At 66.4% G+C, this 24294-nt stretch carries 19 protein-coding genes, 1 tRNA gene and 1 pseudogene; 7 read left to right on the forward strand and 14 right to left on the reverse strand.

All coding sequences use genetic code 11. The features are described from left to right. Window positions 1–54: 54 nt before the first annotated feature. A complete protein-coding gene (locus C1Y63_RS02365; RefSeq protein ID WP_106014864.1) occupies window positions 55–1581 on the reverse strand; it encodes an adenylate/guanylate cyclase domain-containing protein in 1527 nt (508 codons plus the stop codon). A 51-nt stretch (window positions 1582–1632) separates the two neighbouring features. Here C1Y63_RS02365 and C1Y63_RS02370 point away from each other — a divergent pair, with 51 nt between their 5' ends. The 4 genes from C1Y63_RS02370 to C1Y63_RS02385 all read left to right on the forward strand — a co-directional run bounded on the left by C1Y63_RS02370 (window position 1633) and on the right by C1Y63_RS02385 (window position 5830). Then, a complete protein-coding gene (locus C1Y63_RS02370; protein ID WP_106014865.1) occupies window positions 1633–2829 on the forward strand; it encodes a DNA polymerase III subunit delta' in 1197 nt (398 codons plus the stop codon). Window positions 2830–2908: 79 nt separating this feature from the next. Beyond that, window positions 2909–2984, forward strand: a tRNA-Thr gene (locus C1Y63_RS02375). Between the two features lie 97 nt (window positions 2985–3081). Then, window positions 3082–4308, forward strand: a complete 1227-nt coding sequence (locus tag C1Y63_RS02380; protein WP_106014866.1) for an MFS transporter — start codon at window positions 3082–3084, stop codon at window positions 4306–4308. A 109-nt stretch (window positions 4309–4417) separates the two neighbouring features. Beyond that, window positions 4418–5830, forward strand: a complete 1413-nt coding sequence (locus tag C1Y63_RS02385) for an HNH endonuclease signature motif containing protein (RefSeq protein ID WP_106014867.1) — start codon at window positions 4418–4420, stop codon at window positions 5828–5830. Between the two features lie 83 nt (window positions 5831–5913). On the opposite strand, the gene C1Y63_RS02390 is transcribed toward C1Y63_RS02385, so the two are convergent. From C1Y63_RS02390 to C1Y63_RS02405, 4 genes are all read right to left on the reverse strand, one after another. Further along, on the reverse strand, window positions 5914–6804 hold the full coding sequence (locus C1Y63_RS02390) for a cytochrome c biogenesis CcdA family protein (protein WP_106014868.1): 891 nt from the start codon (window positions 6802–6804) through the stop codon (window positions 5914–5916). Window positions 6805–6812: 8 nt separating this feature from the next. Next, a complete protein-coding gene (locus C1Y63_RS02395; protein ID WP_106014929.1) occupies window positions 6813–7652 on the reverse strand; it encodes a thioredoxin domain-containing protein in 840 nt (279 codons plus the stop codon). A 169-nt stretch (window positions 7653–7821) separates the two neighbouring features. Next, a complete protein-coding gene (locus tag C1Y63_RS02400; protein ID WP_106014869.1) occupies window positions 7822–8190 on the reverse strand; it encodes a DUF2304 domain-containing protein in 369 nt (122 codons plus the stop codon). Continuing rightward, on the reverse strand, window positions 8187–8879 hold the full coding sequence (locus C1Y63_RS02405; protein ID WP_106014870.1) for a glycosyltransferase family 2 protein: 693 nt from the start codon (window positions 8877–8879) through the stop codon (window positions 8187–8189). The genes C1Y63_RS02400 and C1Y63_RS02405 overlap by 4 nt, the downstream gene beginning before the upstream one ends. Before the next feature lie 124 nt (window positions 8880–9003). Between C1Y63_RS02405 and C1Y63_RS02410 the strand changes: the two genes are divergently transcribed. After that, the gene (locus C1Y63_RS02410; RefSeq protein ID WP_233195542.1) at window positions 9004–10023 is read left to right on the forward strand and encodes a glycosyltransferase family 2 protein; all 1020 of its coding nucleotides are present in this window, start codon (window positions 9004–9006) and stop codon (window positions 10021–10023) included. Here C1Y63_RS02410 and rfbA read toward each other — a convergent pair. From rfbA to C1Y63_RS02450, 8 genes and pseudogenes are all read right to left on the reverse strand, one after another. Next, window positions 9987–10850 (reverse strand): glucose-1-phosphate thymidylyltransferase RfbA, encoded by an 864-nt coding sequence (rfbA, locus tag C1Y63_RS02415; protein WP_106014871.1) that lies wholly within the window; start codon window positions 10848–10850, stop codon window positions 9987–9989. The two genes, C1Y63_RS02410 and rfbA, sit on opposite strands and share 37 nt — an antisense overlap. After that, window positions 10850–12226: a bifunctional dTDP-4-dehydrorhamnose 3,5-epimerase family protein/NAD(P)-dependent oxidoreductase gene (locus C1Y63_RS02420; RefSeq protein ID WP_106014872.1), complete on the reverse strand. Its 1377-nt coding sequence runs from the start codon at window positions 12224–12226 to the stop codon at window positions 10850–10852. Before C1Y63_RS02420 ends, rfbA begins: the two co-directional genes overlap by 1 nt. A 9-nt stretch (window positions 12227–12235) precedes the next feature. Continuing rightward, window positions 12236–13222 (reverse strand): dTDP-glucose 4,6-dehydratase, encoded by a 987-nt coding sequence (gene rfbB / locus C1Y63_RS02425; RefSeq protein WP_106014873.1) that lies wholly within the window; start codon window positions 13220–13222, stop codon window positions 12236–12238. Then, on the reverse strand, window positions 13176–14393 hold the full coding sequence (locus tag C1Y63_RS02430; protein ID WP_106014874.1) for a hypothetical protein: 1218 nt from the start codon (window positions 14391–14393) through the stop codon (window positions 13176–13178). The genes rfbB and C1Y63_RS02430 overlap by 47 nt, the downstream gene beginning before the upstream one ends. Further along, a complete protein-coding gene (locus C1Y63_RS02435) occupies window positions 14390–15751 on the reverse strand; it encodes a M1 family metallopeptidase (protein WP_106014875.1) in 1362 nt (453 codons plus the stop codon). Before C1Y63_RS02435 ends, C1Y63_RS02430 begins: the two co-directional genes overlap by 4 nt. Further along, window positions 15751–16806, reverse strand: coding sequence for an alpha/beta hydrolase family protein (locus tag C1Y63_RS02440; protein WP_106014876.1), 1056 nt, complete (start codon window positions 16804–16806; stop codon window positions 15751–15753). The genes C1Y63_RS02435 and C1Y63_RS02440 overlap by 1 nt, the downstream gene beginning before the upstream one ends. Window positions 16807–17318: 512 nt before the next feature. Continuing rightward, window positions 17319–18404 (reverse strand): annotated as a pseudogene (locus C1Y63_RS02445) (alpha/beta hydrolase); the annotation flags it as partial. A gap of 234 nt (window positions 18405–18638) precedes the next feature. Then, window positions 18639–19727 (reverse strand): alpha/beta hydrolase family protein, encoded by a 1089-nt coding sequence (locus C1Y63_RS02450; protein ID WP_106014878.1) that lies wholly within the window; start codon window positions 19725–19727, stop codon window positions 18639–18641. A gap of 755 nt (window positions 19728–20482) precedes the next feature. Here C1Y63_RS02450 and lpdA point away from each other — a divergent pair. Both lpdA and C1Y63_RS02460 read left to right on the forward strand, forming a co-directional pair. After that, entirely contained in the window at window positions 20483–21898 is a 1416-nt protein-coding gene (lpdA, locus tag C1Y63_RS02455; RefSeq protein WP_199189047.1) for a dihydrolipoyl dehydrogenase, read from the forward strand. Window positions 21899–22058: 160 nt separating this feature from the next. Then, window positions 22059–22559 (forward strand): hypothetical protein, encoded by a 501-nt coding sequence (locus tag C1Y63_RS02460; RefSeq protein WP_106014880.1) that lies wholly within the window; start codon window positions 22059–22061, stop codon window positions 22557–22559. 98 nt (window positions 22560–22657) lie between these two features. On the opposite strand, the gene ramB is transcribed toward C1Y63_RS02460, so the two are convergent. Continuing rightward, window positions 22658–24085, reverse strand: coding sequence for an acetate metabolism transcriptional regulator RamB (ramB, locus tag C1Y63_RS02465; protein ID WP_106014881.1), 1428 nt, complete (start codon window positions 24083–24085; stop codon window positions 22658–22660). Window positions 24086–24294: the final 209 nt, after the last annotated feature.

The following is a 24294-nucleotide window of genomic DNA, read 5'->3' on the forward strand; positions in this document are numbered from 1 at the left end:
CCGCAGGCGCTGCACCCACCCGGTGCGGCGCCTGCGGCGGTGGTGTTTCGTGCTTTAGGAGCGGTCCGCGAGAGTGGGGCGGATCGGGCGGGCCAGCTGCGTCATCTCCTTCCGGCCGCGCAGCTCCACCGACTTCAGCACCGTCCACCGGGCCTGCTCCGCCTCATTGGCGTCCCGCAACGTCGCCGCACTCGTCAACACCCGCCCCGGGGTGTCCTTCGCCAACTCCGTCAACCGGGCCGCCTGATTCACCGCGTCACCAATGACGGTGTACTCGAAACGATCATGGCCGCCAATGTGGCCGGCGACGACGTGCCCCGACGCGACACCAATGCCGCACGCCAACTCCATGTCCTTCAGCTCCGCCTTCAACTCCCGGGCGGCGGCCAACGCGTGGCCCGTCGCATCCGTCACCGGCAGCGGGGCACCAAACACCGCCAACGCCGCATCACCCTGGAACTTGTTGATGATGCCCTTATGGCGGTGCACCACGTCGACGACGTGCTCGAAGAAATCGTTCAACGCCTGCACCACCTCCTCCGGGGTGTGCGACACCGCGAACGTCGTCGACCCAATGACGTCAATGAACAACACCGCCACCTTGCGGTCCTCCCCACCCAGGGTGGGGCGCTCCTCCAGGGCGCGGCGCGCGACCTCAATGCCGACATAGCGGCCGAAGAGCTCCCGGACCCGCTGGCGCTCCTTCAGGCCCCGCATCATCTCGTTGAAGCCGGCCTGCAGCACCCCGATCTCGGAGCCGTCGTAAATGTCCACCTGGGTGTCCGTATCGCCCCGCCGCACCCGGTTAATGGCCTGCTGCAGCTCCCGAATCGGATCCACCACACCCATGATCGCCAACGCGGTGCCCAAGAAACCGGCCACCACCCCCGTCAACGCCAACGACACCACGGCCGGCAAAATCGCCGCCGGGTCCGTGCCGAAGAAACCGGCACGCTGCCCCCACACCATGAGCACCACGCCCACCGCCGGCGCCCCAGACGTCAATAGCCACGTCAGCACGAGCCGTTGCTGCACCGGCGGCTCCAGGGTGGAATCCTCAAAGCGGCGCGCCAACGCCGCGGCCGCCACCGGCCGCATGAGACGCTGCGCCTCCAAGTAGGTGAACAACACCACCATGGATCCGCCCAGCAGCGTCGTCAAGAACACCACCAACGCCACCCGCGAGGAATCCGTCGCCGCAATGACAGTGACGATCGCGATGCCGACGAGCCACACCACCCCACACAACACTGCCTGGTAGGTGGGGATCCGCATGACGAGGTTGCGGATCATGTTCGGGTCCTGATCCTCCGGGTGGCGCTGCCACACCAGCACCGGGCGAAACAGCATGAGGGTGACGATGATGCCCGCGATGAGAGCGAACGCCAGGTAGGCGATGCCCGCGACCGTCAACCGACTGTCGTCGCGCGCCATGTCATCAAACTCGGGCAGCGGGACCGCGTAACGCAGGAACACCATCACCGCCACCGCGCCCAGCACATTGGACGTCAGCACGGTGGCGGCATACAGGGGCCACGAGGTGCCCATGAGCCACCGGAGGCCCTGCCTGAAACGATTCATGCTGCCCACTTTAATGGCCCGCGGTGCCCCACAGCTAGGCTGGTGGCCGTGATGGACGTATTCGCACGCTTGGCAGACGGCGGCACCGTCAGCCGCAGACTCCGCGCCGCAGCCACCGCCGCCCGCAGTGCAGCCCACGGGCACGACGCTGGGGCCGCTATGACGCACTCGTGGCTTTTCACCGGCCCGCCCGGCTCCGGGCGCAGCGTCGCCGCCGTGGCGTTCGCCAGCGCCCTGGTCTGCACCGGGGACACCGTCGGCTGCGGCGAATGCGACGCATGCCGTGCCGTCGCCCACGACGCCCACCCCGATGTCACCCGCATCGTGCCGCAGGAACTGTCCATCGCGGTGGAATCCATGCGGCAGGTCATTGCCGACGCGGCGAAGCTGCCCAGCGTGGCCCCCTGGCGGGTCATCATCATTGAGGACGCCGACCGGCTCACCGAATCTGCCGCCAATGCGCTGCTGAAAACGGTGGAGGAACCCCCGGAGCGCACCGTCATCATCCTCTGCGCCCCCTCCACCGACCCGACCGACATTGCGGTGACGCTGAAGTCCCGCTGCCGGCACCTGTACATCCCCACCCCCAGCACCCAGGCCGTTGCCCAGCTGCTTACCTCCCACGGGGTGCCGGAGGCGGACGCGGCGCTCGCGGCCGCCGCCACCGGGGGCCACATTGGCAGGGCTCGTAGGCTCGCCACCGACCCGCAGGCCCAAAGCCGCCGGGCCCGTATGCTGCAGCTCGCGGAACTCGTGTACCACGGCGATGAGGCCTTCCAGGAAGTGGCCGACCTCGTCAAGGTGGTGGAGGCAGGCGCGAAGGAAGAACTCGCCCCCGTGGAGGAAGAGGAACTCGCCCGCCTGAAAAATGCCCTCGGGCACGGGGCGAAAGGCAAAGGCACCGCCAAAGCCGTCGGCGGCACCAAGGGCGACATTTCCGACCTGGAGACCCGCCAGAAACGCCGCGCCACCCGGCACGTGCGCGACAGCCTCGACCTGGCGCTCATTGACCTCGCTGGCCTCTACCGGGATGCTCTGCTGACCGCCAGTGGGGCGACGGTGCCGCTGATGCACCCCGACTTCGCCGGCCTGAGCGGCGACCTGGCGGCCAAAAACAGCCCCGCCGACCTGGTGGCCTGCCTCGATGCGATCACCCTGTGCCGGGCCAGCTTCGGCCACAACGTGCCGCCCCGCATCGCGATGGGGGCCCTGGTGGGCCGGCTGCGGAAGGCCTGCCACACCCACTAGGGACGCCACACCCACGAGGTTTGTGCCAACCCGTGGGGCGTGCTGTACACTACTCGGGCATGCCCAGCAGTGGGCAGACGCCGCCTTAGCTCAGTCGGTAGAGCATTTCACTCGTAATGAAAAGGTCGCGAGTTCGATTCTCGCAGGCGGCTCCACACCACATCCCCGCACACCCGAACACCACCGGGCGTGCGGGGATGTTTCTTTGCTTTTTCACCCCCTGCGGGTGTGTGGGCGGCTACACTTGCCCCCATGTCTACCCCCAGAGCCGCCGAAAAACACGCATGGGTGCCCGTCGCCCTGTCCATGTTCGCTGTCGCCTGGGGTGGCAACGAATTCACCCCCCTGCTCGTGCTGTACAAGCAACGCGGCACCTTCTCCGACGTGTTCGTCGACGCGATGCTCATCGCCTACGCCATTGGCGTCGGCCTCGGCCTGCTCGCCACAGGACCCCTGTCGGACCGGTACGGGCGCAAAGCGCTCATGCTGCCCGCCCCGCTCGTCGCTGTCGCCGCCTCCGCCCTCATCGCCGCAGGGGAGCACACGGCCCCCGTCATGGCGGTGGGGCGGCTCATGTCCGGCATGGCGGTCGGCATGGCGATGACCGCCGGCGGCTCCTGGCTCAAAGAACTCTCCTCCCCACGTTTCGACCCCACCGCGTCGCCGACGGCGGGGGCGAAACGCGCCAGCATGGCACTGACTGCCGGCTTCGGCCTCGGCGCCGGGTTCGCCGGGGTGCTCGCCGAATGGGGCCCCATCCCTGGCCAATTGGCGTACAGAATCCATATCCTCCTCACCCTGGTGCTGGTACCGTTCCTGCTGAAAATCCCCGAAACCCGCCAGTCCGCCCACCGCAACATCAAGGGCAGCCTCCTGGCGGATATTGCGGTGCCGAGCGTCCGCAATCGCCGCTTCCTCACCGTCGTGGTCCCCACCGCGCCCTGGGTGTTCGGCGCCGGATTCACGGCCTACGCGATCCTGCCGACGCTTATGCGGCCGCACGTCACCTACCCCATTGCGTTCACCGCCGCCCTGTGCGTCCTCACCCTCGGGGTGGGGTTCGCGATCCAGCAGCCCTGCCCCGCCATCATTGGCGACGGCGGCCGGCGCGGCCCGCTGCTGGCGATGACGGTCACGATCATTGGCATGGCGCTCGCCGCCACAACCGCCGTCCACCCCAGCGTGCCCGTCACCCTCGTTGCCTGCGTGTTCCTCGGACTGTCCTATGGTCTGGTGGTGTTCAGCGGGCTGGCGGAAGTGCAGAAGATCGCGCCGCCGAATGATCTGGCGGGGCTCATGGGCTTGTTCTACTGCTGCACCTACGTGGGCATGATCTTCCCGGCGCTGCTCACGAAGCTCAACGGGATGTTCAGCTACCCGCAGATGCTGGGCTTCGGTGCGGCCGTCGCGGCCGCCACGTTCCTACTCCTGCTCCGCACCGCCCGTCAAGACCCCACACCCCGCACTGTGGATAACTAAACCCCACGTGGCGCCGTTGTGGATAACTTCGGCGCCTTTTCTGCAGGCCCCTCGACAAGGCTGGCACACTCGCTCTCACCACACCCGAGACGCGAAAGGAGGCCGCCCCGTGACCACACCCCTTGCCCCCGCAGCCATTGGCGAGATGCTGCGCACCGCACTGGGCGGAGTCGTCGACTTGGCGCGCAGCGGCGACCACGCCGGCGTCCTCGAGGTGTTCTCCGACTGCGGACCCATGATCGCCCACCTCAACTACGGGCTGGCGTCCTTCGCGCACGCCGCCGTCGCCACCGGCGCCGGGGATACGGTCGGGTCGACGAACGCCCGCGACTTCGTCACCTCCCAGCTGGGGATCTCCAACCGGGAAGGCAACGTGCTCATCAAGCGCGGGCAGGTGTTCCACAATCCGGTCGACCCGGCGGAGCAGCAGTGGCACGAGCAGTCCGTCGACCTCTTCCTCGAGGGCAAGGTCGGCCTGGAGAAGTTCGACGCCGTCAATAACGCCCTGAAGAAGGTCCCGGCCGGCTCCGACATCAAGGTGGAGAAGGTGCGCTGCGAGGCCTTCCAGCAGGCCGCACAACGACCCGTGGAGGACTTGCGCGCCTGGGTGACGTCCACCATCGCCGTAGAAACCACAACGCTCAGCGACGCGGAGAAGGAGCGCCAGGCCCGCAAGCTGCGCGCGTTCCGCTTCGGCCCCCAAGATCACCTTGGTGGCTGCTCCTTCACCGGCTATCTCCCCGGCGCGGAGGCCGCCGTCGTCAAGCAGTGCCTCGCGAAGTCCGCCGACACGCTCGCCGCCTTCGATCGGGAAGCCTCCGAGAAGAAGAACACAAAAATCAGCCGCTCCACCGACCAGTACTACGCGGACGCCCTCGCCCAGATGGCGGCCCGCGCCCTGAAGCAGTGGGATGCGCGCCACGACGACAGTCTCCGCGGCACCGCCAGCCTCGTCATCAGCGTCGTCGCCGACGAAATCGCCGCCGGCAACCCTGGCGGCTACGCCACCAGCAACGGCATGTGGCTCAGCAACGAGCAGGTGTGCCGCCTCCTCGGCGACAACTACGACTGGCTCGCCGTCCACGACTCGTACACCGGATTCCCCCTGGCGCTCGGCCGCACCGCCCGCAGCGCCAGCATCCCCCAACGCATCGCCCTGTTCGCCGCCGAAGGCACCTGCGCCTACCCCGGCTGCAACCGCAGCATTGACCTCGCCCAAGCCCACCACATCAAAGCCTGGCGCTACCAGGGCCGCACCGACCTGAAAAACCTCGCCCTGATGTGCACCTACCACCACGGCTTTAACGATGACCACGGCGGCAGTGACACCCGCGGCCGCGTGGAACGCTGCCCCGACACCCTCGAAACCTACTGGGAGTTCCGCGGCACCCGCACCCCCAACCGCAGTGTCGGCCGCTCCAGAGCCCCCGGCAACAAAATCCGAAAAACCTACCACCCGCCGCCGCCCAACGACACCCCACTCGGCCTCAGCGGCCCGCCAGGCGACCCGCCCGAGGAATAGCTGCACGCCCCCGGCACAGACGAGGGCCTGCCCACCCCACGCGAACAGTGGGGGAGAGCAGGCCCTACTCGTCGTGCCCGGGGCTAGCCCCCATTGGCGACGAGCGCCTCGTCAGCAGCAGCCTCCGCGGACTCCTCATCCACGTCCACAGTCGCAGGAGCCTCGTCAGTCAGCAGCTTCACGAACAGCAGCAACTCCACCACTACAGCAATGATCAAGAGAGTCATCGCATTGGACACGTGGGACGCCATATTGGCGACTTGCTCCTGGATAGAGAACTGGCGCTCCGTCGAGAAGAACGACGGCAACGCGCTCGTCCCCTGAGTCGACAAGAAGAGCACACCGATGCCAATGAAGAGCACACCAGCCAGCATCGAGAACGTATTCAGCTTGAACGGGCCCACCTGGCGGGTCGTGCCACGCAGCCACGACCGCGAACCCAAGTCGAACTGATCCCACAGCAAGGCCAACAGGAACAACGGCACCGTCATGCCGAAGGCGTACACCCCCAACAGCAACGCCCCGTAGGTGGCGCTGCCAGACACAGCAGCGGTGGTGAATACTGCACCAAGAAGCGGGCCAGCGCAGAAGCCCGCGAAACCGTACACCATGCCCAGCAGGAACATGGACACCCAGGAACCAATCCGCACCCGGCTAGACAGCGTTGACAGGCCCGGAATCTGGAAACCGAAGCCGAGGAACGTGTAGATCCCCAGGGCGATGATTACCAGGCCACCGATGAGGATCAGCGTGCTGCGGTGCTCATTGAGCAAAGAGCCCACCGTGCCGAGACCCGCGCCGAGCGGCATCAGGATTGACGCCAACCCGAGGAAAAACACTGCGGTGCGGGCGGCGAGCTGGGTCTTAGATTGAAATGCGTAGGCGAAGAACGCCGGCAGCAGCATCGCCGAGCACGGGCTCAAGATTGACAGCACACCGCCGAGAAACGCCCCAAGGAAACCAATCGAAATCACGAAGACACCTACTTCTGGGTCTTCGCCGTGGTGCCCTGCACCGTCTTCGCCAGCTGCTGGTTAATCACCTGCACGAACACGTCCGTGGGCTGCGCACCGGACACGTACTCGTCGCCAATGAAAAACGCCGGGGTTCCGGAGATACCAATCCCAGACGCGTACGCGCGCGCCTCGTCAATGGTGTCGTCGTACTTGCTGCCGGTGGCGTCGGCGCGGAACTTCTCCAGGTCCGGCACCCCAGCCTTCTTCGCGAAGCCCACGAAGTCATCCATGTCGAAGTTCGGGTGGCCGTTGATGTCCTTGGACGCGAAGTACAGCTCGTCCTTGAACTCGTTGAACTTGCCCTGCTCTGCGGCTGCGCGGCCAGCGTGGGCCGCCACCACAGCGTTCGGGCCGTTGACCGGGAAGTCGTTCCACTCGATACGCACAAGACCCTTGTCGACGTACTCCTTCAGCAGCGTCGGCTCGGTCTCATTGGCGAAGCGGGAACAGAACGGGCACTCGAAGTCGGAGAACTCAGAAATCACCACCGGGGCATCGACCGCGCCAATTGCAAACGGATCCTGCGGGTTCCGGCGGTGAATGTTGAGGATGTCTTCCTGGGTTTCGAGTTTGCCGCCCGGCCCCACAATCATCGAGTCGTAGGTGCCGTCGGACTTCTTCTCCGGGCCGGGGCCGGCGGACCCATTGGCGCCAGGAGTCGCCAGAGCGGCCAACGCCGCCAGGTTCTCGGCGGTCACGTCCTCACCCTGGGCGGCAGCCACAGCCGCATCCGGGGCCGAACGCTCGCCGAGGACGTAGCCGCCGAGGCCGGCGATCACGATCAGCAGGGCAATGAATGCCCACATCGTGGTGGTCACTTGAGCAAAGGCGTTTTTCACGCGGTAACTCCCAAAGGGTTGATCGGGGTGTCAATGGATGATGTAGCGACAGTTGTGCACAAAATACCCCCTGGCGAACAGGGTTCACCAGGGGGCGCCCCCACCCGCCTGGGCGGGTGGCTAAAGAACTATGGGGTTATGCGCTCGTGCCAGGATACTCGTCTTCTGGCCGGATTGCGTTCTGCAGGGCAATGGCGCGCGCCAGGCGGGCGTAACGCAGCTCTTGCTCCCGGAACCGAATGTACGACGACAGGGTGGTAAACATGAACGCCACCACCAGGCCGTACAGCAGCAGGTCGGTGCCCCGGGCCACGCCCACAAGGTTCGCCACCCACGTCAGATCATCCGGGTGCAGCACCGTGTAGATCGACGCGAGGATGAACAGCACAAAACCAAGCTTGACGCCTGCTTTCGCGCGAGCCTTACGACGGTTGCCAATGAAGTACGCCACGAGCAGGCCCGTGGACGCCAACAGCAGCAGCTGGATCAACAATTGTCCGGTCACGGCAGCTTCCTAACCAGTAGGCCATCGGCGAGAATATTGACGCCGTTGATGAGGGACTGTCCTTTGCTCATCGAGTACTCGGTGTACAGGATATCGACGGGGTGTTCCGCCACCCGCCAGCCACGCTCGTCCATCTGGGTCACGAACTCGGAGGCGTGGCTCATCCCATTCATGCGGATGTTGAGCTCGTCGGCGACTTTGCGGTTGAACACCCGCAGCCCATTGTGGGCGTCCGTCAGGCCCAGCCGGCGGGTCCGCGGCGACAACATCACCACGGTCTTCAGCACGATCCGTTTAATGAGCGGCACGTGGTCTTCTTCCCGGACGGCGTCACCGAAACGGGTGCCGACGATGATGTCGTGCTCCCCGCGGTGCAGCTCCTCCAGCATGGACACCACGTCCTTGACCTGGTGCTGGCCGTCGGCATCGAAGGTGACAAAGTACTTCGCGCCCGGCTGGCGGCGCGCGTATTCAACACCGGTCTGGATCGCAGCCCCCTGCCCCAGGTTGACGGGGTGGTTGACGAGGTGCGCGCCGGCAGCATGAATCTGCTCGGCGGAGTTATCGCTCGAGCCATCATTGACGGCCACAATGTTGGGAAACGTGCGGCGCGCGTTCTCGATGACGTCCCTGATCACAGTGCCCTCGTTAAAGCACGGGATGATCAGCCAAGTGTCAGTGTTGTCCATGGTGATTGCTTACTCTAGCGCAGGGTACTGCGCGGGGGAGTGAATGAATCCCCCAATCGTTGCGCGTATCCGCACATTTCCTCCCAGGCCCCGTATGCTCAGCCCTATGCCAATGATGCCTGCTGTGGACGCTAGCCGTGATGTGACGCTCGGGATTGTCATCGTGTCGTACGGGCACGAGAAAGAAATCGCCCGCCTTGTGGAATCGCTGACCCCCCAGCTCCGCGACGGTGACCGCGTCATCGTCGTCGACAACAAGAAGCCGTGGCAGCTGACGGATGCTGGGGTGGCGACCATCATCCAGCACGACAATGGTGGTTTCGCCGCGGGCTGCAACATTGGCGCCCGCGCCGCAGGCGACGTCGATGTGTTGTTCTTCCTCAACCCCGACACTTACGTGAAGGACCCGCACCTGCTGGACGTGGTGCGCTCCGGGTGGGGCACCGACTTGGCGGCGTGGATGCCGTACCTGGTGCTGCCGGACGGCACCATCAACTCGGCGGGCAACGCGCTCCACATCTCCGGACTGAGTTGGGTCAACGGCTACGGGCAGGAACCCCGGATTGCCAATGAGTACGAGCCCATCAGCATCGCCTCCGGCGCCTGCTTGGCGGTGCGGCGCACCTGGTGGGAGCAGCTGGGCGGCATGGCGGAGCTGTACTTCATGTACCACGAGGACACGGATTTCTCCGCCCGCGTGTTGCTCGCCGGCGGCACCATTGGCCTGCTGCGGGGCGCGGTCGTGCACCACGACTACGACTACGGCAAGGGCGACTACAAGTGGATTTATATTGAGCGCAACCGGCTCGTGTTCATCCTCGGCACCTGGCCGCTGTCGGTGATTGCGGTGCTGCTGCCGCAACTCGTGGCCGTCGGGGTGGGGCTGTGGGGCATCGCCGCCCTGCAGGGCCGTCTCGGCTTGAAGGTGCAGTCGACGAAACTGCTGCTGAAGTCCCTGCCGCAGGTGTGGCGTTTCCGGCGGGCAGTTGCCAAGCAGCGCCGCATCAGCGGGGCGGAATTTCTCGCCCACATGGACGCCAGCGTTGACAATCCTTTCCTGGGGGCAGTGGCCGGTAACCGTCTGGTGGCGGCCGGCTACCGCCGCTACTACGAGTTGGCGTCCGCGGCGATCCGGCGCAAGTAGTCCCCGTACCCGGACTTCACGAGCGGCTCCGCCAACGCCAACAGTTGGGCGTCGTCAATGATGCCCGCACGGAAGGCAGCGACCTCGGGGCTGCCAATGATGTTGCCGGTGCGTTTCTGAAGGACCTCCACGTAGGCGCTCGCCTCACTCATGGAGTCAATGGTGCCCGTGTCGAGCCACACGTCGCCGCGCGAGAGGCGCTGCACCTTCAACTTTCCGCGGCGGAGATATTCCTCATTGACGCTTGTGATCTCCAGTTCGCCGCGCGCCGACGGGGTGATCGATTTTGCGATGTCGACGACATCATTGTCGTAGAAGTACAAACCCACCACCGCGTAGTTCGACTTCGGGTGGGTGGGCTTTTCCTCAATCGACACGGCAGTGAGGTTCTCGTCGAATTCGACCACGCCGTAGCGCTCCGGGTCGGACACCTGGTAAGCGAACACCACACCCCCGTCGGGCTCGGGCACCTCGTCAAGGAAGTGCCGCCCGTCGAAGATGTTGTCGCCCAGCACCAACGCCACCGAATCGTCGCCAATGAACGACTCGCCAATGATGAACGCCTGCGCCAACCCGTCCGGGGACGGCTGTTCCGCGTACTGCAGGTTCAGGCCCCACTCGTGGCCGTCGCCGAGGAGGCGGCGGAACTGGGGGGAGTCCTCCGGGGTGGTGATGATGAGGATGTCGCGGATGCCGGCCTGGATGAGAGTCGACAGCGGGTAATACACCATGGGCTTGTCATAGATCGGCATCAGCTGCTTCGAGATGCCCTTCGTGATCGGGTACAGGCGGGTGCCGGAACCACCGGCGAGGATGATGCCCTTCATCAGGACTCCTTGTCCAAGGTGTGCAGGTAGGCGGCCAGTCCGTCACGCCAATCGGCGGGGACGAAGCCGGTGGATTCGAGCCGCGATAGGTCCATCACGCTGCCCAAGGGGCGGGGCGCGGGCGCCGGGTACTCGGAGGTGGGGATCCGCCCCACAGGGGGTTTCCCAAGGTGCGCGAACACGATGTCGGCGACATCCGCCCAGGAGGCGGGCTCACCCCCGCAGGTCACATTGACCACGCCCGTGACGTCGGAATCCACGAGGTGGGCGGTCGCCCGGGCCAGCTCGGTGGCGAAAGTGATACGCCCAATCTGGTCGTCCACCACCTTCGGCTCCACACCGCGGCGCGCAAGGTCGTACATGGTGCGCACGAAGTTCTTCCCCTGGCCCACCACCCACGTGGTGCGCAGCACCAGCGCCCCCGGCGCCGTGAGGGCGGCAATATCTCCGGCGGCTTTCGTCTGCCCGTACACCCCCAGGGGGCTCAACGGCTCATCCTCCCGGTGCGGCTGCACCGTGCCGTCAAACACGTACTCGGAGGAGTAGTGCACGAGACGAATGTGGAACTCTGTGCACAGACGTGCCAGTTTCCCCACCGCGGCAGCATTGATCGCCCACGCGTCCGCCCGGCCCTCACCCTCAGCGGCATCGACCTGGGTGTAGGCGGCCGCGTTGATGATCGTGCCAATGCTGCGCCACGGGCGGAGCGCCCGCAACTCTTCGTAATCCATGGCCGCCACCGCGGCGAGGTCAATGTCCTCCCGGTCGAGGAACTCCACCTGCTTCCTGCCCGCCAACTCGCCGCGAAGCGCGGTGCCCAATTGGCCACCTGCCCCGAACACTAAGGTGGTGCGCGGCGGCACAGGGGTCGCGTTCGCCAATGGGGGGTGCTGGCGGTCCTTGTCGCTGATCTCGGTGGGCTCCAGCGGCCAGTCAATGATGTCCAGGTTGACGAAGTAGTACTGGGCGTCCGGCCGCCAATGGTCATTGACGAGGTAGGAGTAGACGGTGTCGTCTTCGAGGGCCTGGAACCCATTGGCGACGCCCCGGGGCACGAAGACCGCGGTGTGGGGGTCAATGCGGTGCGTGTAGGTGGCGCCGAAGGTGGGGCTATCTTCCCGCAGGTCGCACCAGCCGCCCATGACGGCACCGTGGGCGACGGAGACAAGCTTGTCCCAGGGTTCCGCGTGCAGGCCACGGGTCACACCCTTGTGGGCGTTGTAGGACATGTTGTTCTGCACGGGGCCGAAGTCGGGGATGCCGGGCATGGCGTCCCGGTTCCAGTTCTCCTTGAACCAGCCGCGGGCATCGCCATGGACCGTCAAATCGACGACGAGGAGCCCGTCAATGGCAGTCGAGTGCACAGCAGTAGTCATGGTGTGCTCCTATTGGCCGCGGGCAGCATAGGCGGCCTCGATGGCGTCCTTCTGGGGGCGCCACCAGTCCTCATTGTCCCGGTACCAGGCGATGGTTTGCTTCAGGCCGTCCCGCATCGCGTCGGTGTACTTCGGCTCCCACCCGAGGGTGGTGCGCAGCTTCGTGGAATCCATCGCGTAGCGCATGTCGTGGCCCGGGCGGTCGGCAACGTGCTCAAACTCGCCGCCCATCAGCTCACAGATCATCTCAATGACCTGCTTGTTGTTGACGTGGTCATTGTCGGCGCCAATGATGTACGTGTCCCCCAGCACGCCCTTATCCAGGATGAGGTGCACGGCCGTGTTGTGGTCGTCGACGTGAATCCAGTCGCGCACCTGCTCGCCCGTGCCGTACAGCTTCGCCGGCAAACCACACAGAATGTTCGTGATCTGGCGGGGAATGAACTTCTCAATGTGCTGGTAAGGGCCGTAGTTGTTGGAGCAGTTCGAAATCGTCGCCGCGATACCGAAGCTCCGGATCCACGCCCGCACCAGTAGATCGCTGGACGCCTTCGTCGACGAGTACGGCGACGAAGGATTGTAGGGGGTGGTCTCCGTGAAACGATTCGGGTCATCCAACTCCAGGTCACCAAACACCTCGTCGGTGGAGATGTGGTGCAGGCGCTTACCGTGGCGGCGCACCGCCTCCAGGATGGTGTAGGTGCCAATGATGTTGGAGTCGAGGAATGGGCGCGGATTCTCCAAAGAATTATCGTTGTGCGACTCCGCCGCGAAATGCACCACAATGTCGCAGTCGCGCACCAGCCGGTCCATCAGCTCCGCGTCGCAAATGTCGCCGCGGACGAACTCCACCCCGTCCGGCACATTGGCGCGGTTCGCGGCGTAGGTGAGTTTGTCGACGACAATCACCCGGTACTGGGGGTAGGCACTCAGGGTGAGGCGGACAAAATTAGCGCCAATGAACCCGGCGCCGCCGGTGACCAGCAAAGTCTTCATGGGGCCTGATTCTAGCAAGACCAATGCCCTGGATCGTGGTGCCCACCAGCGGCCCCGCCGTCAACGCCAGCACCGTGGTGACCTGCAGGCTCCACGGCAGCAGCTGGGCGGCGATCGCCAACGCGGTCGCCACAATCCAGCCGCTCAAGTAGTAGGCGTGTCGTTCGGTGGCGATGGTGGCGGTGCCGACGACCATCATGGTGGCGGTGCAGGCGGCGCCAATGGTGTACGCGCCGAGCGCCCAGCCGGGCATGTGGTACGCCTCCGACCGCAGGATCGTCGTCATCAGCCACGGGCCCACCACCCAGGCGGCCGCGGCACCCACTACACCGACCGCCCACACAATCAGCAGGGGGGTGGTGAGCGCCCGGCCGAGCCGGTCGCGGTGTTCCACGAAGCGAACAATGAGCGCCGACTGGAATTGCTGCAACGGCACCAGCAGGGGCGCGCGGGTGAGGGTGACGGCGTAGATGACGGCCGCCGCGCCCGCCGCCGTCGGGTTCGTCAGTTTCACGATCGTCGGGAAGCCCACAATGAGCACCGCCGTCGCACCCGCCGCACCCATCGCGGTCCAGGCGCGCCGGGCGAAGACCCGCGGGGAGCAGTCGGCGACCGCGTTGCCAATGGTGCCCCGGGGGCGGAGGAGGAGCAGCCAGGAGGCGGCACCCATGACCGTGATGATCATGAAGGCGAGGAGGTGGTAGCCGGCCAGCCATGCCGCAATCGCCGCGATCATGCGGACACCGGAGTCGCAGGCGACGAGGAGGGCGTAGCGGGACCACAGTTTGCGGGCCGACAGGATGCCGGCGATCGCCGCCTGGATGGAGTAGCTTGCCAATCCCACCGCCAGGAGCAGCACCCCGGGGATGTGGTGGGTGGACACAATGGACCCGATCCAGGCGGGGGAGGTCACACAGATCGCGGCGGCGATCGCGACCCCCACCCAGGTGGCGACTTTTAAGGGGCGCGCCCCGCCGGGGGTGGGGGTGCCCGCCAAGGAGCGGGTGGTTTCCTGCATGAAGCCGGTGAGCACCCCGGTGCCGGTGAAGAACAACCCCCAGTAGGCGCTGAACTCGGCGGTTTCTGCCGGGGTGAGCGCCCACGCCGCCACAATGATGACGACGAAGCCGGCGATTCCGGCGATGGCGGTGGCGAGCGACAGGAACCTCACAGGGTCGCCTCCGGGAACTCCGGCAGCGCCAACTGGTGCAGCCACGCCCCCCACAGGGCGTCCAGGGCGGCGGCGTCGGCACCCTCCGCGAGGAACGCGTTTTTCACATCAAGGGGCTCCACCACCGAGTGGCGGGCGCCCGCCACGTAGCGGCGCACCGCCGCGAAGAACACCTCATCGCCCACCAGGACGCGCAGCGCGTGGAGGAACAACGCGCCCCGCTTGTACACCCGGTCGTCGAACATGTCCTTCGGCCCTGGGTCGCCCAGCAGCACATCCTGCGGCAGCTGCGCCAAAATGTCGTAGTGGCGGCGCGCCGGCACCGCGGCCGGTACCCCCTGGGAGGCTTCGAACCACAACCATTCGGCGTAGCAGGCGAAACCCTCGTTGAGCCAAATGTCATTCCACTGCGCCAACCCCAGGCTGTTGCCGAACCATTGGTGGGCGAGCTCGTGGGCAATGAGCCGCTCCCACGTTTTCTCCCCGGTGGCGTGATTCCGCCCAAAGATGGACAGGGCTTGGGCCTCGAGGGGGATCTCCAGGGGGTCGTCGGTGACGACGACGGTGTATGCGCGGAACGGGTACGGGCCAAACAGGTCGCTGAACACATCGAGCATGCGGGCCTGGTCGGCGAAGTCGTGTGCGAAATAGGCGCGCAGCCCCGCCGGCAGGTAGGCGCGCACCGGCACCGGGGCGTCTTGGAGGACGAGTTCCTGGTAGTCGCCGACCTGCACGGTCGCCAGGTAGGACGCCATGGGGTGGTGGGTGCGGTAGTGCCAGGTGGTGCGGGAGCCGCCGCGGGTGGTGCCGAGGAGTTCCCCATTGGCAATGACCCGGTAGGGGTTATCCGCGCTGATGAGGAAGTCGTAGGTGGCTTTCTCGTCGGGGGTGTCGTCGCAGGGGAACCAGGAGGGTGCCCCGCAGGGTTGGGAGGCGACGAGGGAACCGTTGCTCAGTTCCTCCCACCCGATCTCCCCCCACAGGGTTGCCAGGGGGCGGGGCGTGCCGCCGTAGGTGATGGCGAGCTGGAATTCCTCATCCTGGGGGATGGGTTCACTGAACGTGATGGTGAGTTTCTCGCCGTGGTGGCGGGTCTTCGCCACCCGAATGCCCGCCGGGCCGTGCAGCAGCCGCACCTTCCTCACCGTGAGGTTGTGCGCCAGGTCGAGGGTGCAGCGGGTGAGCGCCACATAGTTGTCGAGGGTGAGGGTGGCGGTGCCGTCGAGGCGGTTGGGGCCGACGCGGTAGTCGAGCTCCAGCCGGTAGTGGCGGACGTGGAACCCGAGGTTGAAGTCGACGCCGGTGTAGGAGTCGCGGGTGCCGGGGATGGGGGTGGAGCGTAGCCGCCGGGCGGTCATCAGATGCCCAGGCCGCGGACGAACGTCGGCCAGGACTTCACCAGGGCGTCCTGCCAGTAGCCCCAGGAGTGGGTGCCGTTGGGGGAGAAATCATAGGTGGCGGGGATACCAGCCTGGGTGAGCTTCGCTTCAAGGTTGTGGGTGCACACGTTGGACACGGCTTCAATCATGCCACCGTTGACGACGTGGGTCTGCACCGTCAATGTGGGCGTGATGAAGGGGCTGGACCACAGGTCCCAGCGGCCGGCGAGCCCGGAGCCGTTGGAGATGAACAATTCCGTGCCGCGGAGCTTGTGGGCGCCGGCGAGTGCGTCGTTGTGGAGGTAGGTGGGGGTGCCGGGCTTGCCCCACATGCGGGTGGGGTTGGCGCCGGCCCGCACGCCGACGACGGTGGCGATGGTGAGCTGCCCGAGGGGGGTGTTGGTTTCGGCGCAGCCAGAGAAGGAACCGACGGCGTCATAGAAGCCGGGGTTGTGTTCCGCGAGCGCCAGGGAGGAGGTGGCGGACATGGACATGCCGGCGATGGCGCGTTTGCTGTTGGCCCGGTAGCGGGCTTCGATGGGGCCGGGGAGTTCCTTGGTGAGGAACGTTTCCCACTTTTGCACCCCGCCGAGGGCGGGTTCGGGTTCCAGCCAGTCGGTGTAGTAGGACATGCGCCCCGCCATGGGGATGACGACGTTGATGTTTTTGTCCTGGTAGAACTCGAGCGCGTTGGTGGACATCACCCAGTTGAGCCCGCCTTCACCACCGTCGGCCCCGTTGAGGAGGTAGAGGGTGGGGCGGCCGGGCTCGGTGGCGGGGATGACGAGCAGCGGGATGTCGCGGCCCATGCTGGGGGAGTGGGCCCAGATTTCTTCGACGCGGCCGGGGAAGTGGGCGGTCTTTTCCCGCCACTGGGGGGTGGCGTCCAGTGCGGGTGCCTGGGTGGTGATCCGCGCCTGGGGTGCGGTGCCGGCGACGGTGGCGGCGGGGGTGCCGGCCTGGGCGGGGGTGGCGGCGAGCGCGGTGGCGGCGGCGAGGCTGAGGGCGAGTGCTGCGGTGCGGCGGCGGAGCATGGGGACCTTCACTGGTGTGGGTGTGGCTGCGCCGCCGGTGGGGTTCCGGCGGCGCAGGGTGAAATGAGGGGCTAGTCGGCGGGTGCCGGGGCGGGAGCCTCAGACGGGGCAGGTGCCTCGGAGGCGGGGGCCTCGGAGGGCGCTGCGGGCGGCTGGGGTGCTTCGCTGCCGTCGGCGGCCTTGTCGGCGTTGGAGTTCGCGGAGTTCGACTCCGGCGGCTCGGTGTCCTGCGGGTTCGGCGCCACACTCGGGGTGGTGCTCGGGGCGGCGGGCTGGCGGCGGCGGTCGGTGGATCCGGGGGAGGAGCCGGACGGGCCGGACAGGGTATCGACGCCCTTGTCGAGGTACTCGTCGAGGCCGGTCACGGAGGACAGTGCGGAGGAGCCGAGGCTGCTGCCAATGGAACCCCCGTCGGAGCCGAGGACGCGCTTGATGCCGTAGCGGTAGGAGGCACCGTCGTCGTGGCCCCACGGCTTCGGCGGGAACAGATCACCCTCCTTGACTTCCATGCCCCAGGCCTTCGCGAAGGTGGGCCAGGAGTCACGCAGGTCGAGAGCCCAGTACGTCCACGTGTGGGTGCCGTTCTCACGGAAGTTGAAGGTGGCGGGAATGTTTTCCTCCCGCAGCTTCGCCTTGAGGTCGTGGGTGCAGGCGTTGGTGACGCCCTCGATGATCGCGCCGTCGACGATGCGGGCGAAGAAGCTCGCCAGGTTCCAGTCGACCGTTTCGGAGGCGAGGAGGTCCTCGGTGCCGGGGAAACCGGAGCCGTTGGACACGTAGATTTCGGTGTCGCGCAGCTGGTCCGCGTTCGCCAGCGCATCGTTGTAGGTGCGGGTGGCGGAGAACAGCGGGCCCCACGCGGTCCAGGCGGAGGCGTCGCCGCGCAGCATCGTCAGGAACGTCGACAGCAGCCCCCAGATCGTCGAGGAGGTGGCCGCACACCCGGAGAAGGAACCGACAGCCTCGTAGAAGCCGGGGTTGTGCTCCGCGAGGAGGAGGGAGGAGGTGGCGGACATCGACATGCCGGCCACGCCGCGCTGCCCGTTGCCGCCAATGTGGGCTTCCAGCGGGCCGGGGAGTTCCTTCGTCAGGAACGTCTCCCACATCTGCTTGCCGCCGAGAGCGATCGACGGGTTAATCCAGTCCGTGTAGTAGGAGAACGCGCCCTGCATCGGGATGACGACGTTGACGTCCTTGTCCTTGTAGAACTCGACGACGTCGGTCTGCATGATCCAGTTCGCGCGGCCCTCGCCACCGTCACCACCGTTGAGGAGGTACAGGGTGGGGCGCGGCTTGGAGGTGTCGCCACCGCGGATCACCAGCAGGGGGATGCGGCGCTGCATGGAGGGCGAGTACGCCCAAATTTCATCCACGGCGCCCTTCTTCGCCTTGATGCGGGGGTGCCACAGCGGCTCCCGCAGGCGGCCCTCGTTGACGGCCTTCTGCATGTCGTCGGGGTAGCCAATGGTGAGGGTCGCCTGCTCCGCACCGTCGGCGACGATTGCGGGGTCCGTGCCGGCGGGGGCGATGGGGGCGAACGTGACGGCGGCGGCCGTCGCGAGCGCCAGCGCCTTGAGGGCAGTGCGGGTCAAAGCCATGGGAAACCTAGTCTCCTACGAAAGGGGTGAGCGAAATACGTCGAAAAACAACAACCACGCCCTGCGTGCCGCGCCCCCGTGACAGGGAGTGGCAGGCGTGGGGGAAGAAGACACGAAGAAGCGCAAAGGGGAAAAGGGGCGAAGAAGAAAAAGAAGAAAAAGCTGTGGGCCGCCGGGCGACTGCGCACTCACTGTATCGGGTGCGTCGCCGCCCGCGCGAGACCGCGCAGCGGCTTAAGGCTGCTGCTCGGCCTCCGGCAGGCCCATCGCCCGGGCGAACGTCGGCCAGGATGCCCGCAGGTCATCCTGCCAGTAGCCCCAGGAGTGGGTGCCGTTCGGGCGGAAGTTCCAGTCGGCGGGGATGCCGGCCGCATCCAGCTTGGCCTTGAGGTCGTGGGTGCACACGTTCGTCGCGCCCTCGATCGCGCCACCAGTGATGACGTTCGTGGCGACACCCACCGGGTCGCCCTTGATGCGGGGGCTCGACGGCAGGTCGTGCACGCCGGCCAGGCCGGAGGAGTTCGAGATGTACATGGGGGTGCCGCGCAGCTTCTCCGCGTTGAGGAGCGCATCGTTGTACAGGCGCGTCGGCGAGTTCTGCGGGCCCCACATCTGCTCAATGGTGGCCCGGCCCCGGTTGAGGGTGACGGCGACGGCGGCGAGCCCCAGGCCCACGTTCGTCTGGGCGCACCCGGAGAAGCTGCCAATGGCGTCGTAGAACCCCGGGTGGTGCTGCGCGTACAGCAGGGTGGTGGTGGCGGTCATCGACATGCCGGCGATGGCGCGCTTGCCGTTGGCGCCGAGGTAGTCCTCGATGGGCTGCGGCAGTTCCTTCGTCAGGAACGTCTCCCACATCTGCTTGCCACCCAGGTAGGCGTTGGTGTTCTCCCAGTCGGTGTAGTAGGAGAAGCGGCCCGACATGGGGATGACGACGTTGACGTTCTTGTCCCAGTAGTAGGCCAGCGCGTCGGACTGCATCGCCCAGTTCGCGCGGCCCTCGCCGCCGTCACCACCATTGAGGAGGTACAGGGTCGGCCGGTTCGGTTCCGCGGCCCGCAGCACGAGCAGCGGCACGTCGCGGTCCATGGACGGCGAGTGCGCCCACACTTCCTTCACACGGTCGGGGGCGAAGGTGGTGATTTCCCGCCACTTCAACTCGGTGCCGGGCTTGGCGCCCTCGGTGAGGGTGGCGCGCGGCGTGGTGCCGGCGTACTCGGCGGCCGGGGTGCCGGCGAGCGCGGGGGCGGCGCTGACGGTGGCGACGCCGCACAGTGCGGCGGTCGCGAGCCGGAGGGCGCGCACGGTGAGGGCGTGTCGGGTCATGGGGTGAAGAATCCTCTCAGCACCAGGTCACGGGGAAGCAGTGGGGCACAAGGCCCGTCGGTGGGGGTGGAACATCAGCCGCGCCCACAGCAGGACTGTCGGTGGCGGGTGCCGTGACGTTACGGGCAGTCATCAGCAGGACCACACGAGGGCTGTGGCTCATGTTTCGCTAGTGAATGAAGTTACGGGCTGGTGTGGGGTGTTGGCAACCCATTTGGCCCGCTCGCGTGCAACAATCACACATCATGTGTAACGCCGCGGCCGTGTGGCGCGGTTACACTAGCGCCGCCGCACCCCGGCCCGCGCCACATCTGTGGTCGCGCACGCCCCGGGCGTGGGGCACCTCGTTCATCCTGTCACCTCGGTTTTTTAAGGACATTTTTCTCGTGCAGTTCATCGAATCGATCATCGTCCAGATCAACGCTTTCCTCGGCTCCCTCCTTCACGCGGGTTCCTCCGCGTCGTCCTGGGTGGGCGCCACCCTGCACCTGTTCTAAGGAGCCGACGCATCACCGCCACCGCATGTGGCGTGTGCTGCCCGCACCCCACCGCACCCCCGCCACTGGCCCCGCGCCTGGTGCCGGGGGTGCCGCGCTGTGTGGGGTGGCGGCGGATTCGCATCGACGGCGCGCCGCCACCCCTCCCGCGTACCCCTGCGGCGGGCATGCAGGCGGGGCGCGGTGTGGGGGTACGAGGGGGGAGTGTGGCCGGGGTGGGGTATCGCACGATTCGGGGTTGCACGTATCATGTCAGGCGTGTCTGAACATTTTGATGTAGTAGTCCTCGGTGCGGGCCCTGGCGGCTACGTGTCCGCCATCCGCGCAGCTCAGCTCGGCAAGAAGGTTGCCGTCGTGGAGAAGCAGTACTGGGGCGGGGTGTGCCTCAACGTTGGCTGCATCCCCTCCAAGGCGCTGCTGAAGAACGCGGAGCTGGCCCACACCTTCAACCACGAAGCTGATCTTTTCGGCATCTCTGGCGATGTGACCTTTGACTTCGGCAAGGCGCACGCCCGCTCCCGGGCGGTGTCCGCCGGCATCGTCAAGGGTGTGCACTACCTGATGAAGAAGAACAAGATCACCGAGATCGACGGCTGGGGGTACTTCACCGGCCCGAAGGCGATGGAGATCCGCGACGGCAAGGATGCCGGCACCACCATCACCTTCGATAACTGCATCATCGCCACCGGCTCTGTCGTGCGTTCCCTGCCCGGCGTGGAACTCGGCGGCAATGTGGTGTCCTACGAGGAGCAGATCCTCAACAACGAGCTGCCGAAGAAGATGGTCATCGTCGGCGCCGGCGCGATCGGTATGGAGTTCGCGTACGTGCTGTCCAACTACGGTGTGGACGTCACTATCGTGGAGTTCATGGACCGGGTGCTGCCGAACGAGGACGCGGACGTGTCCAAGGAGATCGCGAAGCAGTACAAGAAGCTGGGCGTGACCCTGCTGACCGGCTACAAGACGACCGCTGTGCGCGACAAGGGTTCCAGCGTCGAGGTCGACGTGGAGTCCAAGGACGGTTCGAAGAAGGACACCCTGGTGGTGGATCGCGTGATGATCTCCATCGGTTTCGCACCCCGCGTGGAGGGCTTCGGTCTGGAGAACACGGGCGTGAAGCTCACGGACCGCGGCGCCATCGATGTCGATGATCGGATGCGCACCAACGTGGACGGCATTTACGCCATTGGCGACGTCACCGCGAAGCTGCAGCTGGCCCACGTGGCGGAGGCGCAGGGCGTGGTCGCCGCGGAGACCATCGCTGGCGCGGAGACCATGGAGCTCGGCGACTACATGATGATGCCGCGGGCGACGTTCTGTAACCCGCAGGTGGCGTCCTTCGGCTACACGGAGGAGAAGGCCCGCGAAAAGGCCGAGGCCGAGGGTCGGGAGATTAAGGTGGCGACGTTCCCGTTCTCCGCGAACGGTAAGGCGCAGGGCCTGGGCGAGTCCGCCGGTTTCGTCAAGCTCATCGTCGACGCCGAGTATGGGGAGCTCATTGGTGGTCACATGGTGGGCGCCAATGTCTCCGAGCTGCTGCCGGAGCTGACGCTGGCGCAGCGTTTCGACCTCACCGCTGAGGAAATTGGTCGGAACGTGCACACCCACCCGACGCTGTCCGAGGCGATGAAGGAAGCCGCCGAGGGTACCATGGGTCACATGATCAACCTCTAACGCGCACGACCCCCGCGCGTGGGGATACCCCGCCCGCCACGCCGCATGCTTGCTGTGCCGCGTGGCGGGCGGCCGCGTACTCACCCCACCTGGGAGGCCGCGCTCCCACCCCCGTCACCCACTGTGCATGCGTGCCCTCGACCTTCAAGGGGGTTTGCCCGTGTTTGGTTACCGCGCCAACAAGGTGCTGGAACTAAAACCCATCGATGTGGACCGGCAGCCGGTGCCGCGCACCAAGTCGCGCGCCTACAAGCTGGCGGTGATGATCGGCACGACGGGCCTGCAGTGGGATTATCTGGGTCGGCCGGTCCTCGGCTGGGTGTGGTGGCTGGTGGTGCGGGTGCCGGTGCTGGCGGCCTTTGTGGTGGCGACGCTGAGCGCCACCATGTCTCAGTCGGAGTCTTTCGACCCGCCGGCGTGGACGCTGTGGGGTCCCCTCGTCTGGGTGGTGGGGTTCTGGGCGCTGTCCATCTACCTCATTGCAGGCATGCCGGAGGATTCCCCCTGGTTCCAGGGTGAGACCTCTGACTGGTTCTTCCCCCTCAATCCGCTGCGCATGGGTGCGTCTGCCCGGAATTACGACGAGAAGCTGTACTGGGGGAAGGGGTACGACCCGGAGGAGTTTGCGCTGCCTTCGCAGCGCACCACGCCCCGCGACTAAACCCCGCGCAGCGCAGAGGCGTCGCGGCTGTGCGAAGCCCCCAGGGTGCATGTCCCTGGGGGCTTCCTGCGTGCTGTCACCCGGAGGGGCACCGGGGCTTAGTAGGGGGCGATGGTGGAGGAGTGGGCGTCGACGTTGATGGTGCCGTTGATCGGGGGGAAGGCACGCTGTGCGCAGTGGGCGCGGGTGCACACGCGACAGCCGGCGCCAATGGGGGTCGCGCCGGTGAAGTCAGTGAGGTCGAGGCCGTCGGCGTAGACGGTGCGGTGGGCGTGGCGGGCTTCGCAGCCGAGCCCGATGGAGAAGAGTTTGCCGGGTTGCCCGAAGCGGCTGCGGTGGTGGCGGACGGTGCGGCTGACCCACAGGTAGCTGCGCCCGTCGGGCATTTGGGCGAGTTGCCGCATGATGGTGCCGGGGTTGGTGAAGGTTTCGTAGACGTTCCACAGGGGGCAGGTGCCGCCGGAGTGGGTGAAGTGGAAGCCGGTGGCGGATTGCCGTTTGCTCATGTTGCCGGCCCGATCGACGCGGACGAAGGTGAAGGGGATGCCACGCAGTCCGGTGCGCTGCAGGGTGGATAGCCGGTGGGCGATGGTTTCGTAGCCGACGCCGAAGAGCTGGGTTAAGTATTCGATGTCGTAGCGGGAGCCTTCGGACTCGGTGTGGAATTGGGTGTAGGGCAGCATGAGGGCGGCCGCGTAGTAGGAGGCCACGCCGCGCAGTGCGAGGGTGTGGGAGTCACTGCTGGTGAATCCGGCGTCGTCGACGATGTTGCCAATGGTGTCCCCGGCTTCGAGGTAGGCGAGTTCGGCGGCCATGCGGAACGCCCGCTGCCCGGGGGACAGGCGGGTGGCGAGGGTGAGGTGTTTGTTCTCCGGGTTGTAGCGGTGGAGGGTGTCGTCGATGCCGGTGGTGTATTTCAGGGTCACGCCGTGGCGGTCGCTGAGTCGGCGGGCGATGAGGTCTTCGGTGCGGCGGATGTCGCCGGGGGCGAGGTGCATCTCCCCGGCGGTGGCTTCGGCTTGGCGGTCGAGTGTGTCGAGGTAGTTCTGGCGGGCGTAGAAGAAGTCCCGCACTTCCTCGTGGGGCATGGACAGCGTCTGACTCGGCGTGTGGGGTGCCTGGGGGGTGGGGGAGTGGCGCGAGTCGGTCGCGAGCGACAGGGAGTCGCGGGCGTTGCGGTAGCGGCGGTGCATGTCCACCATGACGCGCGCGAGCTGGGGGTGCTTGTAGACCAGCTCGGAGAGTTCTTGGAGTTCGACGGTGGTGGGGCAGATTTCCTTGTCGTGGACGACGTCTTGGACTTCTGCCAGGAGGCGGGAGTCGTCGTCCCGGGAGAAGAACGTGGCGTCCACCCCGAACGCTTCGGTGATCCGCAGCAGCACTGGGACGGTGAGGGGGCGTACGTCGTGTTCGATTTGGTTGACGTAGCTGGCGGACAGTCCCAGGGTGGTGGCCAGTTGGGCCTGGCTGAGGTCGCGCTCGCGGCGGAGTTGTCGCAGTCGTGATCCCACGTATGTCTTACCCATGCAACAACTATAGCGTGATGTGCATCATATGGGGCGCGGTTCGGTGAAGTGGCCGATAGTGCGCGCGGGGGCGCGTCCCCACGCCGCGTTGCGACGGTCGTGGGCGAGTGGGGTGGCGCGGGCGTGCCGTCGCCGGCGCGCGTGCGGGATGGGTGGCCCTCGGGTGGGGGCTACGTGGCGGCCAATGGGTGGCGCGTTTGCTATGTGTT

The sequence above is a fragment of the Corynebacterium sp. 13CS0277 genome (assembly GCF_002994655.1).
Classification (GTDB): Bacteria; Actinomycetota; Actinomycetes; order Mycobacteriales; family Mycobacteriaceae; genus Corynebacterium.

Bases quoted from the DNA above. Each gene is read 5' to 3' on its own strand.
- C1Y63_RS02365 (WP_106014864.1), bottom strand. From the start codon at position 1,581: ATGAATCGTTTCAGGCAGGGCCTCCGGTGGCTCATGGGCACCTCGTGG.
- C1Y63_RS02370 (WP_106014865.1), top strand. From the start codon at position 1,633: ATGGACGTATTCGCACGCTTGGCAGACGGCGGCACCGTCAGCCGCAGA.
- C1Y63_RS02380 (WP_106014866.1), top strand. From the start codon at position 3,082: ATGTCTACCCCCAGAGCCGCCGAAAAACACGCATGGGTGCCCGTCGCC.
- C1Y63_RS02395 (WP_106014929.1), bottom strand. From the start codon at position 7,652: ATGTGGGCATTCATTGCCCTGCTGATCGTGATCGCCGGCCTCGGCGGC.
- C1Y63_RS02405 (WP_106014870.1), bottom strand. From the start codon at position 8,879: ATGGACAACACTGACACTTGGCTGATCATCCCGTGCTTTAACGAGGGC.
- rfbA (WP_106014871.1), bottom strand. From the start codon at position 10,850: ATGAAGGGCATCATCCTCGCCGGTGGTTCCGGCACCCGCCTGTACCCG.
- C1Y63_RS02420 (WP_106014872.1), bottom strand. From the start codon at position 12,226: ATGACTACTGCTGTGCACTCGACTGCCATTGACGGGCTCCTCGTCGTC.
- rfbB (WP_106014873.1), bottom strand. From the start codon at position 13,222: ATGAAGACTTTGCTGGTCACCGGCGGCGCCGGGTTCATTGGCGCTAAT.
- C1Y63_RS02435 (WP_106014875.1), bottom strand. From the start codon at position 15,751: ATGACCGCCCGGCGGCTACGCTCCACCCCCATCCCCGGCACCCGCGAC.
- C1Y63_RS02440 (WP_106014876.1), bottom strand. From the start codon at position 16,806: ATGCTCCGCCGCCGCACCGCAGCACTCGCCCTCAGCCTCGCCGCCGCC.
- C1Y63_RS02450 (WP_106014878.1), bottom strand. From the start codon at position 19,727: ATGACCCGACACGCCCTCACCGTGCGCGCCCTCCGGCTCGCGACCGCC.
- ramB (WP_106014881.1), bottom strand. From the start codon at position 24,085: ATGGGTAAGACATACGTGGGATCACGACTGCGACAACTCCGCCGCGAG.